The following is a 14,311-nucleotide window of genomic DNA, read 5'->3' on the forward strand; positions in this document are numbered from 1 at the left end:
CCGTCTGGTGGATTCAGGTGAGTTCGACGACGCCGGGGGTGCCGAGCGCCGAGGTCCGTGAGGTGTCCTTCAGGTCGACGCCGGAGCGTCCCAACGCCAGCGCACCGTCGACCAGCCCGGCGGCTACCCGCGCGGCTTCGGCGTATCCCAGGCCGTCGGGCGGGTGAATGTTGGAGATGCAGTTGCGATCGGCGTCGGTGCGGCCGGGCATCGGCAGGTGGGTCAGGTAGATGCCGAGGCTGTCGGCGACGCTCAGGCCGGGCCGCTCCCCGATGATGACGAGCACCGTCCGCATGTGGGCCGCGGCAGCAACATGATCGCCAAGGGCCACGCGGGCCTGCGTCGCGATCACCGGCGGGGCCAGGGTGTAGCGGTCCTGAAGCTCGGCCACCAACGCCGCCAGCAGCGTCGCACCGTGCCGGTCCAGCGCGGTCGGTGACAATCCGTCGGCCAGCACGAAGCCGATGTCGGCCGGGGTGTCGGGCACCTGCATGCCCTCGGCGGGTTCGCGGCCCAGGTCGGGGCGGCGCAGATACTCGTCGCGGGAGGTGGCCTTACTCGTCACCACCGTCGGCTCACCGATGCCGACCGTATGCACCTCCGCGGCGAGTCGATCCACGTCCAGCGGCACGTGCACGGCGTCACGCGCTGCGGCATGTGCGGCGGCCAGCTCGAGCACTCGGCGGGTGGGCAGCGCGTTGCCGGCGCGCCCCAACCCGATCCTGGCTTGGGTGGTCTTGCGCAGCTCGTCCCAGAACTCTTGAACCGCAACCTCATTGGCACTCATGACGGCTCCGCGGAAGTCAGGGACCGCAGCACCGAGCGCTCCAGGTCGAACGGGGTCAGCTTGCCGGAGTCGTCGACCATGCCGACGCTGCGCAGCCACGCCTCGAACTCGGCGGCCGGGCGCAAGCCCAGGGTGCGTCGGGTGGTCAGCACGTCGTGGAACGACAAGCTCTGGTAGCCGAGCATCACGTCGTCGGCACCCGGCACGGTGATGACGAACGCCACTCCCGCCGCGGCCAACAACGTCAGCAGGTTGTCCATGTCGTTCTGGTCGGCCTCGGCGTGGTTGGTGTAGCAGACATCCACCCCCATCGGCAGGCCGAGCAGCTTGCCGCAGAAGTGGTCTTCCAAGCCGGCCCGGATGATCTGCTTGCCGTCATACAGATACTCCGGCCCGATGAAACCGACGACGGTGTTGACCAGCAGCGGCTCCAGATCGCGGGCCACCGCGTAGGCCCGGGCCTCCAGCGTCTGCTGGTCCACCGGCTTGCCGCCGACACCCAGATGCGCGCCGGAACTGAGCACCGAACCCTGCCCGGTCTCCAGGTACATGACGTTGTCGCCGACGGTTCCGCGGCGCAGGCTGCGCGCCGCCTCATTGCCTTCGCGCAGCAGCTGCAGGTTCACCCCGAATGCGGAGTTGGCCCCCTCGGTGCCCGCCACCGACTGGAACATCAGGTCCACCGGCGCCCCGGCCTCGACCAGACCGATCGTGGTGGTGACATGCGACAGCACACAGGACTGGGCGGGAATGTCGTAGCGGGTGCGGATCGAGTCGAGCAGGTACAGCAGATCCGCGGTGGCCTGCGGCGAGTCGGTGGCCGGGTTGATCCCGATCACCGCGTCACCGCAACCCAGCAGCAGCCCGTCGAGCACCGCGGCGGCGATCCCGCGGGGGTCATCGGTCGGATGATTGGGCTGCAGCCGGGTGGCGAGGGTGCCGCGCGCGCCGACGGTGGTGCGGAACGCCGCGGTCACCTCCGCGGCGGCCGACACCGCGATCAGATCCTGGTTGCGCATGATCTTGCTGACCGCGGCGACCATCTCCGGGGTCAGTCCCGGTGCGACGGCGGCCAACCGCTCGGCGCTGTGGTCATGCGCCGCGGTGTCCATCAGCCAGTCCCGCAGCCCGCCGACGGTCAGGTGCGAGATCTCCGAAAAGGCTTGCCGGTCATGGCTGTCCATGATCAGCCGGGTCACCTCGTCGGTGTCGTACGGCACCAGTTCCTCGTTGAGGAAGGTGTCCAGCGGCAGGTCCGCGAGCACCCAGGCGGCCGCGGCGCGTTCCCCGTCGTGCTCGGCCGCGCACCCGGCGAGTTGATCGCCGGAGCGCAGCGGGGTGGCCTTGGCCATCACCTCGACCAGACCGTCGAAGCTGTAGGTCACCCCCGAAACCTGCTGGTGGTACTTCATTTCAGGGCACTCTCCGCTTCCGCGAGCATCGCGAACTCTTCGTCGGGCGAGTTGGCCACCAGGCGGTGGCGGCTGTAGAGCGCGAAGTAGAGCATGAACGCGCAGAACACAGCCAGGCACAGACCGGCGGCCACCGGGCTGACCACGAAGGTCGCGATGAGCGCGACGACCGCGATGACCAGGGCGAAACCGGTGGTGACGATGCCGCCCGGGGTGCGGTACGGCCGCTTCATCTCCGGCTCCCTGACCCGCAGCACGATGTGGCTGATCATCATCAGCACGTAGCTCAGCGCCGCACCGAAGACCGCCATGTTCAGGATCAGATCACCGTGGCCGGTCAGCGACAACAGGAAGCCGATGATGCCCGGGACGATCAGCGCGAGCGTCGGGGCCTTGCGCTTGTTGGTCACCGACAGCGAGGTGGGCAGGTAACCGGCCCGCGACAGCGCGAACGTCTGCCGTGAGTAGGCGTAGATGATCGAGAAGAAGCTCGCGATCAGTCCGAACAGGCCGATGTAGTTGACCGCCTTGGCGGCGAACCCGGTACCGCCGAGGGCCTGCACCAGCGGGTCGTCCACGGTCGACATCGCGTCGGCGCCGCCGGCACCGGCCGTCAGGAACAGCACCGTCACGCAGGTGATGATCAGGACCGTCATCGCGGCGATGATGCCGCGCGGCACATTGCGCTCCGGGTTGGCGGTCTCCTCGGCGGCCAGCGGGACGCCCTCGACCGCCAGGAAGAACCAGATGGCGAACGGGATCGCCGCCCAGATGCCCAGGTAACCGTGCGGCAGGAAACTCGACGCACCCACCGCGGCCGCGTCGGGGGCGATGTCGGTCAGGTTGGCGACGTCGAAGTGGCCGATGGCGCTCACGGCGAAGATGACCAGGCCGAGCAGCGCGATCGCGGTGATGACGAACATCAACCGCAGCGCCTCACCGACGCCCGCGAGGTGGATCCCGATGAAGATGACGAAGGCCGCCAGGTAGACCCACCAGCCCTTGTGAATGCCGAACAGGCCGAGCGATTCGACGTAGCCGCCGATGAACGTGGCGATCGCGGCCGGTGCGATCGAGTACTCGATCAGGATCGCGGTGCCGGTGGCGAAGCCGCCCCACGGGCCGAGCGCGCGACGGGCGAAGGTGTAGCCGCCGCCGGCCGCCGGCAGCGCCGAGGACAGCTCAGCGAGGCCAAGGACCATGCAGAAGTACATGGCGGCGATGACCACCACGGCGATCAGCAGGCCACCGAAGCCGCCCTGCTCGAGACCGAAATTCCAGCCCGAGAAATCCCCGGAGACCACGTAGCTGACGCCGAGGCCGGCCAGTAGCAGCCACCCAGCGCTTCCGGATTTGAGCTGACGTTTGTTCAGATAGTCAGCGCTCTCCAGGTGTTCTTCCACACCCGCCATTTCAAACTCCTTCATTGACAAAGCTATTCGCATGTGGGGCCGGTTCGAGGAGGGTTGTCACTCCACCCGTCGGCGCCAGGTTAAAGGTAGGTTTCTCAACCTTTGACTAGATGAGTATCACCCTCGGCGGTCACGATGTCCACCCCAACGGGAAACTGACTCCAGGCCAGAGGATGACGACGATATTTATTGCAGCACAAAGATTTACGTGTCCGTAACGCTGCGATGAGCGTCGGACGCAAGGGTCAGAACCGGTACCGCGAGTGTGGAGCTGTTGCGAGCGTGCGGGTCAGATGTCGCAACAGCTCCACACTCGACGGCAGATCAGGGGGCTACCAGGTTCAGAAGAAGCCCTGCGCCTTGTTGGCGTAGCTCACCAACAGGTTCTTGGTCTGCTGGTAGTGATCGAGCATCATCTTGTGGTTCTCGCGGCCGATGCCGGACTGCTTGTAACCGCCGAACGCGGCATGCGCGGGGTAGGCGTGGTAGCAGTTGGTCCACACCCGACCGGCCTTGATGTCCCGGCCCGCCCGGTAGGCGGTGTTGCCGTTGCGGCTCCACACACCGGCACCCAGGCCGTAGAGGGTGTCGTTGGCGATCGAGATGGCGTCGTCGTAATCCTTGAACGAGGTCACCGCCACGACCGGTCCGAAGATCTCCTCCTGGAACAGCCGCATCTTGTTGTGCCCGGTGAAGATCGTCGGCGCCACGTAGAACCCGCCGTTGAGGTCGCCACCCAGATCGGCCCGCTCGCCACCGGTGATCAGTTGGGCGCCTTCGGTTTTGCCGATCTCGATGTAGGACAGGATCTTCTCCAGCTGATCGTTGGAGGCCTGCGCACCGATCATGGTCTCGGTGTCCAGCGGGTCGCCCTGGCGCACGGCCTTGGTGCGGATGGCGGCCAGCTCGAGGAACTCGTCGTAGATGTCGGCCTGGATCAGCGACCGCGACGGGCAGGTGCACACCTCACCCTGGTTCAGGGCGAACATGGTGAACCCTTCCAGGGCCTTGTCCTGGAAATCGTCGGCGGCGGCCAGCACGTCGGAGAAGAAGATGTTGGGGCTCTTGCCACCGAGCTCCAGCGTCACCGGGATCAGGTTCTGGCTGGCGTACTGCATGATCAGCCGGCCCGTGGTGGTCTCACCGGTGAAGGCGATCTTGGCGATCCGGTTGCTCGAGGCCAGCGGCTTGCCGCACTCGACACCGAACCCGTTGACCACGTTGACCACACCGGCGGGCAGCAGGTCACCGATCACCGACATCAGGTAGAGCACCGAAACCGGGGTCTGCTCAGCAGGTTTGAGCACCACGGCGTTACCCGCGGCCAGCGCCGGGGCCAGCTTCCAGACCGCCATGAGGATCGGGAAGTTCCAGGGGATGATCTGGCCGACGACGCCGAGCGGCTCGTGGAAGTGGTAGGCGACGGTGTCCTCGTCGATCTGCGAGAGCGAGCCTTCCTGGGCGCGCAGCACACCGGCGAAGTACCGGAAGTGGTCGACCGCCAACGGGATGTCGGCGTTCAGCGTCTCGCGGATCGGCTTGCCGTTGTCCCACGACTCGGCCAGCGCGATGGATTCGAGGTTCTCCTCGATCCGGTCGGCGATCTTGTTGAGGATGACGGCGCGTTCGGCAGGCGAGGTCTTGCCCCATGCCGGCGCGGCGGCGTGGGCGGCGTCGAGCGCCTTCTCGACGTCGGCCTCGGTGGAGCGGGCCACCTCGCAGAACACCTGGCCGGTGACCGGCGTCGGGTTCTCGAAGTAGCGGCCCTCGGCGGGGGCGACCCACTCGCCACCGATGTAGTTGTCGTAGCGGGCCTCGAACGACATCAGGGCGCCCTCGGCACCCGGACGTGCATAAACAGTCATGGCAATCTCCTGCATCGGACACCCAGATGTGTCGGTCGTCACTAAAGGTAGTCAGCAGTAGGTTGCAGCACAGTTGCACTGATCGAAAGCAACGTTGCCGAGAAGATCAGCCCAGCTCGGAGTCGATCCCCGCCAGGTGACCGCGCGCCTGTGCCCGGGCCAGCGGGTCGGCTTCGGCGTGGTCGTGCAGGATCCGCCAACCCTGGCGGTCGTCACGGCCGTCGGGCAGCGCCAACCAGCGCCGCAGCAGGCTCAGATTGCCCCCGGCCAGCACCGCTTCGCGCAGGCTGGCGCTCAGCTCGGTGCGCAGTCGCGCGATGGCCGGCGAGACGGATTGGGGTAACAGGGCGCCCGAGTACGCGTCCAGGGCGGCCGGGACGTTCCCGGCCTCCAGTGCGTCGTAGACGTCGCCCATGTCGCTGGCCACCGGCGCCATCAGGCGGTACGGCCGCGACTCGATGTAGGTGCTTCCGATGACCCGGCGCAGCCGGGACACCTCGGCGCGCACGGTGACCACGTCGAGGTCCTTGTCGTCGAGCAACATCGCCAGGTGATCGGCGCTGAGCCCCTCGGGGTGCCGGATCAGCAGGACCAGGATGTCGGCGTGCCTGCCGGTCAACCCACTGGCTTGCGGGCGGCCCGCGGCGTCGGTCACCTGCCAGCGCGGGCGATCGGCACCCAGCACCGTCAACCGAGCCCCCTCAGCCGCGGCCGGCACTGCGGGTCCGGTGAGCCGCAGCAGGGCCAGCTGGTTCTCGACGGCCACCGCGGTGGCTCTGACCAGCGCCAATGTCTGCGGTGTCGCGACTGCGGACCCTCCGGTCAGGTCGATGGCGCCCAGCAGGACCCCGGTCGCCGGATCGTGTACAGGCACCGCGGTGCAGCTCCACGAGTGGACGGTGCGGGAGAAATGCTCGGACCCGAGGATCTGCAGTTCCCGGTCCAGCGCCAGCGCGGTCCCCGGCGCGTTGGTCCCGGCCGCCCGTTCACTCCAGTCCGAGCCGGGCACGAAGTTCATCGCCTCGGCCTTGCGGCGCACGCCGGGATCTCCCTCGACCCACAGCAGGGTGCCGTCGGCCGCGGTGATCGCCACCACCACCCCGGCGCCGACGGCGTCGTCGACCAGCAGCCGACGGATCAGCGGCAGGGTGGGCGCGAGCGGATGGGTGTTTCGCAGTTCGGTCAGCGCCGCCGCGGCGGCGGCCGCCCGGGTGCCCAGATCGGGGTCGACGCCGGTGGCCAGGCTGCGCTGCCAGCTCTCCATGATCACGCGCCGCACCGGGGTGGAATCCAGGGAATCGGCGTCGACCTGGCCCTCGATGAACAGATCGTGGATAGCGCGCACCTTCGCGGGCAGTGCCCGGGTCGATATCCGGCCTCCCGCGTTCCTCGATGCGGCCACGGCGATCATCTCTCCCGGCGTCGGGCCATGGGTATGGCATTCACGCGTAACCGCCAGGATAGTTGACCGGCCTGGCCTGTGATGGATACCACCCGCTGGTCAGCAGCCAGAACTCGGGGAATCCAGCCCGCTACCCGTATAGTCGGGGCACGGCGGCTTGTCTGTTCTGCCTTTGCCGCCTTCTCGATCGTCACACCGAGCGCCGCGAGATATCACTCGCGCCGGGCAGGACGACCGCCCTCTATTTTCGGAGCTTTCATTTTGTCTGTCCAAGAAACCCCTGGCACCGCTGTGCCCACATTCGCCGAACTCGGCCTGCCCGCCGAGATCGTCGCGACCCTGGCCTCGAACGGAGTCCAGAACCCGTTCCCGATCCAGGCCGCGACCCTGCCTGATTCACTGAAAGGCCGTGACGTCCTCGGCCGCGGCCGGACCGGATCCGGCAAGACCTATGCGTTCCTGTTGCCCCTGGTGGCGCGGTTGGCGACCAGCGGCACCCGCCGGGCACCGAACCGCCCCCGCGCGCTGATCCTGGCACCGACCCGTGAACTGGTCACCCAGATCGAGGCCTCGCTGGCCCCGCTGGCCAAGGCCACCGGCCTGCGGTCGGTCAACATCTTCGGTGGCGTGGGCCCCAACCCGCAGATCTCCGCGCTCCGAGGCGGCGTGGACATCGTGATCGCCTGCCCGGGCCGGCTCGAAGACCACATGCGGTCCGGCCACGCCGACCTGTCCGCGGTCGAGATCACCGTGCTCGACGAGGCCGACCACATGGCCGACCTCGGCTTCCTGCCCGGCGTCAAGCGGCTGCTGGACCGCACCCCGAAAGACTGCCAGCGCCTGCTGTTCTCGGCCACCCTCGATGCCGGGGTCGACGTGCTGGTCAAGCGCTACCTGCACGATCCCGTGGTGCACAGTGTCGATTCGGCACAGTCCCCGGTGACCGCGATGGTGCACCACGTGCTGCACGTGGACAACGCCGCGCGGGTCAACGTGGTTGCCGATCTGGCCGCCGCTCCGGGCCGCACCATCGTGTTCGCCCGCACCAAGCACGGTGCGAAAAACCTGACTCGCCAGCTCAATTCGCGAGGCGTCTCGGCAGTTGAGCTGCACGGCAACCTGTCCCAGAACGCCCGCACGCGCAACCTGACCGCGTTCTCCGACGGATCGGCCGCTGTGCTGGTGGCCACCGACATCGCCGCCCGCGGCATCCACGTCGACGATGTCAGCCTCGTGGTGCACGCCGACCCGCCGGTCGAGCACAAGGCCTACCTGCACCGGTCGGGACGCACGGCCCGCGCCGGGAACGAGGGCACCGTGGTGACCCTCATGCACGACGCACAGGTTTCCGATGTCCGCACCCTGACCAAGAAGGCCGGGGTCAAGCCCACGATCACCCGGGTGAACGGGACCGATCATCCGGTGCTGCGTGAGATCGCCCCCGGTGAGCGGGTTTTCGGCGATCCGATTCGTCCTGAGCCGGTCGCCCAGGCCGCTCCGGCCCCGCGCCGCCAGGGCACCAAGTCCGGGCAGCCGGGCAAGTCGGGTCAGCAGCAGCGCCGCAACCGCCCCAACGGTTCGTCTCGCAACAGCGGCGCTCCGTCAGCACGGTCCGGCTCCGGCGCCGGCGGACAACAGCGCGGTGGACATCGCCGCCCCCGCCGGGCAGGCGACTCCAACTCAAGCCGCTAGAACGGAAGTGTGCGGTCCCGCTCGGCTCTCCTCCGAACGGGACCGCACCGGCTCTTCCGGGCGGGTCAGACTCCCCATGTGTTGGCAGCGCTGCGATCGGTGGCGGCCACCTCGTCGGCACCGTCGCGGACCGCATTGCCCAGCGCGAACAAGATTTCGTTGAGTGCCGCCGCCGCCTGGTTCCACCGAGCCTGCTCAACGGCATAGGCCTGCGCCGCCTCGCGGGTCCAGACCTGCTGCAGAGGCGCGATCTGCGAACGCAGTTCGTCGAGGGCGGCGTTGAACCGGCTCGAGGTGGTGTGGATCTCCTGACGGACCGTGTACTCGATTTCGCCGAAGTCGTAGGACAGAACGTGATCCATCGTGGGCTCCGGTCAGATTCCGTCGCCGACGGTGCCGAGCCGCTGCGCATGGGCGTCAGCGGCCGCACGCAACGTGCGCTCGTTGGTCCGGATGGTCTCGGCGATGCGGCTCAGTGACGTGTGCAGGGTGAGCGATTCACCGTTCCAGCGGTCCACCACATCGCGGAACCGAACGGCCGCCACCCCGCCCCACACCGATGGCGGCACACTGCTCATCTTCCCGATGAAGGTCCGCAGCATCGCCCGGACGTCGTCGTTGAGTACGTCGATGCGGCCGGCCACGCTGGTCATTACATCGAAGTCGGTGCCCAACGGCCCCGTCGGTCCTGGTGACATTTTCTCTGGCCCTCCGGTCTTGTCTTGCGGGATATAACAATTCGACGCAGCACGAGCCGGTTCGGTTCCATCTGATTTCATGACGCTGCATGCGCCGAGCCAGCGGCCGCCTCGCAGGGCGCCCGCACCGCCTCGGCATGCCCCTGGCCACTCTGGCACCCGATCGCGATCCGAACGGGACCATCGACGAACACCACCCAACGAATCTCCCGGCCCTCACGGACCTCCCGGTAACTGACCACCGGGCGCCCGGCGACGACCGCGGACGCGTCGAAGTCGACGAATATCCCGGGCGGCTGTTCTCTCAGAGCTCGCCGCAGCGTGTCAGCGAGCGCGCCGTCCCCGATGCCGGACTGGGTCAGATGAATCATCACCTGCGGGTCGGCCGGCGAAACCACCTGGACCCGAGCCGATCCCGGCCCTTCGGTGATCCGCCGGACCGACCATCCCGCCGGGATCTGCATGCCCACCCGGCCTTCGACGAGTACCGTCATCGCCACCTGGTCCGCCGGTCGGCCCTGAGCGAAAGCTATGCCGCCCAGCGCAACTGCCAGAACCATTGCGGTACCGAGCACGATCCGGCCCGGACGTCCCCGCCGCCCAGCCGGAGTTGCCAGGACCGGAGGATCCGGTACGACGAGGGCGTCCCGCCATGCCCGGGAGCCGGCCAGCGCGGCCCTGACACCACGACTGCGCAATCCGGCCACCACCGCGTTGCCCAGCACGACACCTCCGGAGACCTCCGCCGGAGCATCGACGGCGACTTCATCCGGTACCCCGCCGAGCGCCATCACGGCCCGCACCACCGTCTCGGGATCCAGATCCTCCTCGGCGTGGCGCGCCAAGGTGATCCTGCGGGTATCGGCGCCAGACACCACGACGACCTCTTCGGCGATCTCGACCACGACCCACGCGCCCGACAGCGCCGCGCTCACGACCTGAACCCTCTGCAGCACAACCACTTCAGCGCCTGCCCGGGCCGCGGACTCCCGCACCCGGTCACAACGATCGGCAGCCCACCAGGTCGGGCACACCAGAGTGAGGTTCCGTGCCCCCGCCGCCGCGGCGTCGAGCACCTCCACCCACAGATCCGAAACCGTGGCCGGTTCGTCGTCGACCAGGACGATCTCGTCGTCGATGCCTGCCACCGCGATCGCGGCGAGATCTGAGTCCGGCCCGGGGCCCCGCACAGTCACCGGACCCACCTCGACGATGGCCGATGTCACGACTCATCCGGGCAGTTGGACAGCGCGACCTGAACCAGCTGATCCGGCGCGCCGCGGGTGATCAGCGTGCCGCGGCCCGGCGGAAGCCGGACCGGCCGTACGGATCCCAACAGCACACCCTCATCGGGGTTCGCACTCATCATCAGGCCCATGCAGCCGAGGTCCTTGACCGCAGCCAGGACCGGATCGAACATCGCCCGCGCCGCACCTCCGGATCGCCGGGCCAGCAACAGGTGCAGTCCGAGGTCACGGGCGTGCGGTAGGTAGGGCAACACCGGCGAGAGTGGATTGGACGAACTGCCGGCCACCAGGTCGTAGTCGTCGACCACGACATACAGTTCCGGGCCGGTCCACCACGACCGGTCGCGGAACTGTCGCTGGGTGACCTCAGGACCCGGCATCCGACTGCGCAGGGTCTCAAGCACTCTCGGCAACACGACCTCCAGTGCACCGGCGGAGGGCGCGTAACCGGCGAGATGCTCCGACTCGACGACTCCCAACAGCGCGCGCCGGAAATCCACGATGAGCATCTGCACGCTGGACGGATCGTTGACGTCCACCAGATCGCGGCACAGGGTACGCAGCGCCGTGGACTTGCCACAGCCGATGTCGCCGAGTATCACCAGATCAGGTTGAGCCGCGAAGTCGATCACCACGGGCGCCAGTTCGCGTTCGCCGAGGCCCAACAGGACCTCGGTCGCAGGCCGCTCTCGCGGCACCGAACCGAGTTCGCGCCCGAGCACACGGGTCGGCAGCAACCGGACACCTGGCGCTCGGACATTGCCGTGCTGCCGGCGCAGGATGTCTCCGGTCCGGGCCAGGACCGCGCTGATCCCGGTATCGCTCGGCGTGCCATCCAACCGGGGCAGCGCGATCAGCAGCTCGCGCCCCTCCCGGGTCAGACCGCGACCCGGTGCGTTCTGGGCCAGTTGTCTTGCGCGTTTGCGGTCCATCTCGGATTCGGCCGGGTCGCCGAGTCGCAACTCGATACGGGTTCCTAGCTGGTCCTTGAGTGCGGGCCGGAAATCTGCCCACCGCGACGCCGTGACGACCACGTGAACACCGAGTGAAAGCCCCTGTACCGCAAGCGCGGTGATCGACGGCTCCAGAGATTCGAAATCCCCGCGGAACGTCGACCAGCCGTCGATGACCAGGAACACGTCGCCGAGCGGATCATCGAGGTCCCCATCTCGGCGGCGTGCCCGGTATTCGGCCATGGAGCCGATGCCGAGGGCGGTGAAACGTGCTTCGCGGGCAGTGACCACTGCGTGCAGCTCGGCCACCATACGCCGGACCAGGTCGGCGTCAGCGCGGCCGGCCACCGCGCCGACGTGCGGCAGCGCTTGCAGAGCGCTCAACCCTCCCCCGCCGAAGTCCAGGCAGTAGATCGCCACGTCGCCGGGACGATGCGTGGCAGCCAGCGCGACCACCAAAGTCTTGGCGGCCGTGGATTTCCCGGACTGGGGGCCGCCCACGATCGCCACATTGCCGTGGGCCGCGTCCAACGCGAGCACCAGTCGATCCCGGCGCTGCTCGAAAGGGCGGTCGACGAGTCCGATCGCCACCGCCAGCGGCTCGGAACCGGACAGCAACACGCCGCTGAGTGGGACGGCCGGCGGCAGCGGCGGCAGCCAGACCTGATGTGCCGGTGCGCCGTGCCCGGCCAGCCGCTCCACGATCTGGTGCAGCACAGTGGACGTGGACGGTGAGGTAGCCCGCTCGTCGGTCCGGGTGCAGAGTCCGGTGAACCGTCGCGGTCGCAGCGGGACGGCCCGCGCCGATGGCGAGGGCCGCTCGGGCTCCGCGCAGGGTTCCGAGACGAACGCGGTCTGAAACCGGATGATCTCGCCTGAGGGCGTTTTCAGGTACGCCGCTCCCGGGGTGCTGGGCAGTTCGTACGCGTCGGCGATGCCGAGCACCGACCGGGATTCACTGGGCGAGAATGTCTTGAGGCACACCCGGTACGACAGGTGACTGTCCAGTCCGCGGAGCCTGCCCTCGTCGAGTCGCTGGCTGGCCAGTAGCAGGTGCATGCCCAGTGACCGTCCGAGCCGGCCGATCGCGACGAACAGTTCGGCGAAATCCGGGTGCTGCTGCAGCAGTTCGGAGAACTCGTCGACCACGATCAGCAGATTCGGCAACGACGGTAGATCGGCCCGGCGTCGGTAGTCGGCGATGCCTGCCAGATTTCCGGCCGCCCGCAGCAACTCCTGGCGGCGGGTCATCTCCCCGGCCAGCGCATCGGCCATCCGGCTCACCAGATGGGCTTCCTCGGCCAGATTGGTGATCAGCGCGCTGACGTGGTTCACCGTGTTAAGACCGAGAAATGTTGCCCCGCCTTTGAAGTCGATGAGGACCAGGTTGAGCATCTCGGGCGGATGCGTGGCGATCAGCCCGAGCACCAGGGTTCGCAGGAACTCCGACTTTCCCGACCCGGTGGCCCCGACGCACAGCCCGTGCGGTCCCATGCCGTCATGCGCGGCTTCTTTGAGGTCGAGGTGTACCGGGGTGCCGTCGCCACATCGGCCGACCGGAACCCGAAGGAACTGCTGCGGATCCGAGAGTGGCCAGAGCGGATCGGTTCCGAGGCGGTTGTCGATACCGATCAGCGCCGGCCAGCCCGCGTCATCGGAGGCGTGGCCGGAACGGTAGCGCGCCAGCCTGCGGGCACAGGTGACGGCCTGCTCGTGGGTCATCTGGTCGGGTTGCCATGGGGCACCGCCGCATCGTCCCGCGTCGGGGTTCAGGTCCAGATGCAGATCGGCTTCGGTATCGGTGTCGCCGGCAACGACCAGCAGCGTGACCCCCGGGCCGGGGGCGGATACCGCCGTCGAAGCGGAGTCGACGATGACAACGGTGTGCGCCGCGGACCCGGCGGTCTCGCCGCCGTCGTCTGCGGTCGTGTGGTGGGGGAGCCATTTCAGCCACTCCCAGTGCCGCGCGGTCGGTCCGTCGACGACGGTCGCAATGCGGACATGCCGCGGGTTGTGCGCGGTGGCGAGCTGGCAGACCATGGCGCGTAGTAGGGCTCGGGCCGCATCGGCACCACCGCCCACCGTCACCCGGCCGAACTCGCTCAGGTTCACTGTCAGCGGTACATCGGTCACCACCGACCGACGCCGGATCAGTTGCGCCAGAGCCGATACCGTCACCGGATCGGTCTCGTGCCCCGGGGCGGTGGTGCCGGTGACCAGGCGCGTGGACAACGGACGCTCCCCCACGCCGATCCGCACGTCGCAGAAGCCGGGGTCGCCGGGGCGGCGCTTCCACATCTGCTCCCTGCCGGCGAGCGTCCACAGACATCCGGGCGCAGGATGGTCCGCGTGCAGTGCCGACCACTGGGAGCGGCCGGTCTCACCCGTCGCGGCGTCGATCCCGTCGAGATAGCGCAGGTACTCGCAACGGTCCCGGTGGAGTTGCTGGGGCCGGCCGTTGCTCTTCAAACTGTAAGCGGCCGTACCGATCGCCGACATCGCCATCATGACCGGGAACATCGTGGACGCCGGGCCGCGGGCGGCCGTCGCACCCGAGGTGACGTATACCGCGATCATGCCGATCATCGCCACCACGAGCACCAGCGGCAGCAACCTGGTCAGCAGGCCGGCCGGGGTGTGGCGGGGCAACGCGGGCGGCGCGTCGATCACCAACTCCCCGGTCGGTGGCTCCCCTGCCGGGAGACCGCGGGTGGCGTGCGGTGTGCGGATGGTTTCCATCGACATTTGGACGCACACCGAGCCCCTCGGGTTCCCTCTCCGCACAGAAATTTTGGTGCGACCCGACCCATGTCCGGTCGGTTAGCGTGACATGTATCGGCGTC

Annotated in this window: 10 protein-coding genes; 1 reads left to right on the forward strand and 9 read right to left on the reverse strand. The window is 68.2% G+C overall.

Annotated features, from left to right (window positions below; translation table 11 throughout):
• Positions 1-13: 13 nt before the first annotated feature.
• The 5 genes from eutC to G6N57_RS30290 all read right to left on the reverse strand — a co-directional run bounded on the left by eutC (position 14) and on the right by G6N57_RS30290 (position 6,887).
• Positions 14-787 (reverse strand): ethanolamine ammonia-lyase subunit EutC, encoded by a 774-nt coding sequence (gene eutC, locus G6N57_RS30270; RefSeq protein WP_077742111.1) that lies wholly within the window; start codon positions 785-787, stop codon positions 14-16.
• Entirely contained in the window at positions 784-2,199 is a 1,416-nt protein-coding gene (locus G6N57_RS30275; protein WP_077742112.1) for an ethanolamine ammonia-lyase subunit EutB, read from the reverse strand. The genes eutC and G6N57_RS30275 overlap by 4 nt, the downstream gene beginning before the upstream one ends.
• Entirely contained in the window at positions 2,196-3,611 is a 1,416-nt protein-coding gene (gene eat, locus G6N57_RS30280) for an ethanolamine permease (protein ID WP_077742616.1), read from the reverse strand. Before eat ends, G6N57_RS30275 begins: the two co-directional genes overlap by 4 nt.
• 341 nt (positions 3,612-3,952) lie before the next feature.
• Complete coding sequence (gene adh / locus G6N57_RS30285) at positions 3,953-5,476, reverse strand: aldehyde dehydrogenase (protein WP_077742617.1); 1,524 nt, start codon at positions 5,474-5,476, stop codon at positions 3,953-3,955.
• Positions 5,477-5,582: 106 nt separating this feature from the next.
• On the reverse strand, positions 5,583-6,887 hold the full coding sequence (locus tag G6N57_RS30290; protein ID WP_097925757.1) for a helix-turn-helix domain-containing protein: 1,305 nt from the start codon (positions 6,885-6,887) through the stop codon (positions 5,583-5,585).
• A 282-nt stretch (positions 6,888-7,169) separates the two neighbouring features.
• Here G6N57_RS30290 and G6N57_RS30295 point away from each other — a divergent pair, with 282 nt between their 5' ends.
• Positions 7,170-8,570: a DEAD/DEAH box helicase gene (locus G6N57_RS30295; protein ID WP_077742113.1), complete on the forward strand. Its 1,401-nt coding sequence runs from the start codon at positions 7,170-7,172 to the stop codon at positions 8,568-8,570.
• Positions 8,571-8,635: 65 nt separating this feature from the next.
• On the opposite strand, the gene G6N57_RS30300 is transcribed toward G6N57_RS30295, so the two are convergent.
• The 4 genes from G6N57_RS30300 to eccCb all read right to left on the reverse strand — a co-directional run bounded on the left by G6N57_RS30300 (position 8,636) and on the right by eccCb (position 14,207).
• Complete coding sequence (locus G6N57_RS30300; RefSeq protein ID WP_077742114.1) at positions 8,636-8,932, reverse strand: WXG100 family type VII secretion target; 297 nt, start codon at positions 8,930-8,932, stop codon at positions 8,636-8,638.
• A gap of 12 nt (positions 8,933-8,944) precedes the next feature.
• Entirely contained in the window at positions 8,945-9,268 is a 324-nt protein-coding gene (locus G6N57_RS30305; protein ID WP_077742115.1) for a WXG100 family type VII secretion target, read from the reverse strand.
• 77 nt (positions 9,269-9,345) lie between these two features.
• On the reverse strand, positions 9,346-10,494 hold the full coding sequence (locus G6N57_RS30310; RefSeq protein WP_077742116.1) for a type VII secretion-associated protein: 1,149 nt from the start codon (positions 10,492-10,494) through the stop codon (positions 9,346-9,348).
• Positions 10,491-14,207 (reverse strand): type VII secretion protein EccCb, encoded by a 3,717-nt coding sequence (eccCb, locus tag G6N57_RS30315; RefSeq protein WP_077742619.1) that lies wholly within the window; start codon positions 14,205-14,207, stop codon positions 10,491-10,493. Before eccCb ends, G6N57_RS30310 begins: the two co-directional genes overlap by 4 nt.
• Positions 14,208-14,311: the final 104 nt, after the last annotated feature.

Source organism: Mycolicibacterium boenickei (assembly GCF_010731295.1).
Classification (GTDB): Bacteria; Actinomycetota; Actinomycetes; order Mycobacteriales; family Mycobacteriaceae; genus Mycobacterium; species Mycobacterium boenickei.

What these genes read in the sequence shown, in the direction of transcription:
- adh (WP_077742617.1), bottom strand. Translation starts at nt 5,476, where the DNA reads ATGACTGTTTATGCACGTCCGGGTGCCGAGGGCGCCCTGATGTCGTTC.
- G6N57_RS30305 (WP_077742115.1), bottom strand. Translation starts at nt 9,268, where the DNA reads ATGTCACCAGGACCGACGGGGCCGTTGGGCACCGACTTCGATGTAATG.
- eutC (WP_077742111.1), bottom strand. Translation starts at nt 787, where the DNA reads ATGAGTGCCAATGAGGTTGCGGTTCAAGAGTTCTGGGACGAGCTGCGC.
- eccCb (WP_077742619.1), bottom strand. Translation starts at nt 14,207, where the DNA reads ATGGAAACCATCCGCACACCGCACGCCACCCGCGGTCTCCCGGCAGGG.
- G6N57_RS30290 (WP_097925757.1), bottom strand. Translation starts at nt 6,887, where the DNA reads ATGATCGCCGTGGCCGCATCGAGGAACGCGGGAGGCCGGATATCGACC.
- G6N57_RS30275 (WP_077742112.1), bottom strand. Translation starts at nt 2,199, where the DNA reads ATGAAGTACCACCAGCAGGTTTCGGGGGTGACCTACAGCTTCGACGGT.
- eat (WP_077742616.1), bottom strand. Translation starts at nt 3,611, where the DNA reads ATGGCGGGTGTGGAAGAACACCTGGAGAGCGCTGACTATCTGAACAAA.
- G6N57_RS30300 (WP_077742114.1), bottom strand. Translation starts at nt 8,932, where the DNA reads ATGGATCACGTTCTGTCCTACGACTTCGGCGAAATCGAGTACACGGTC.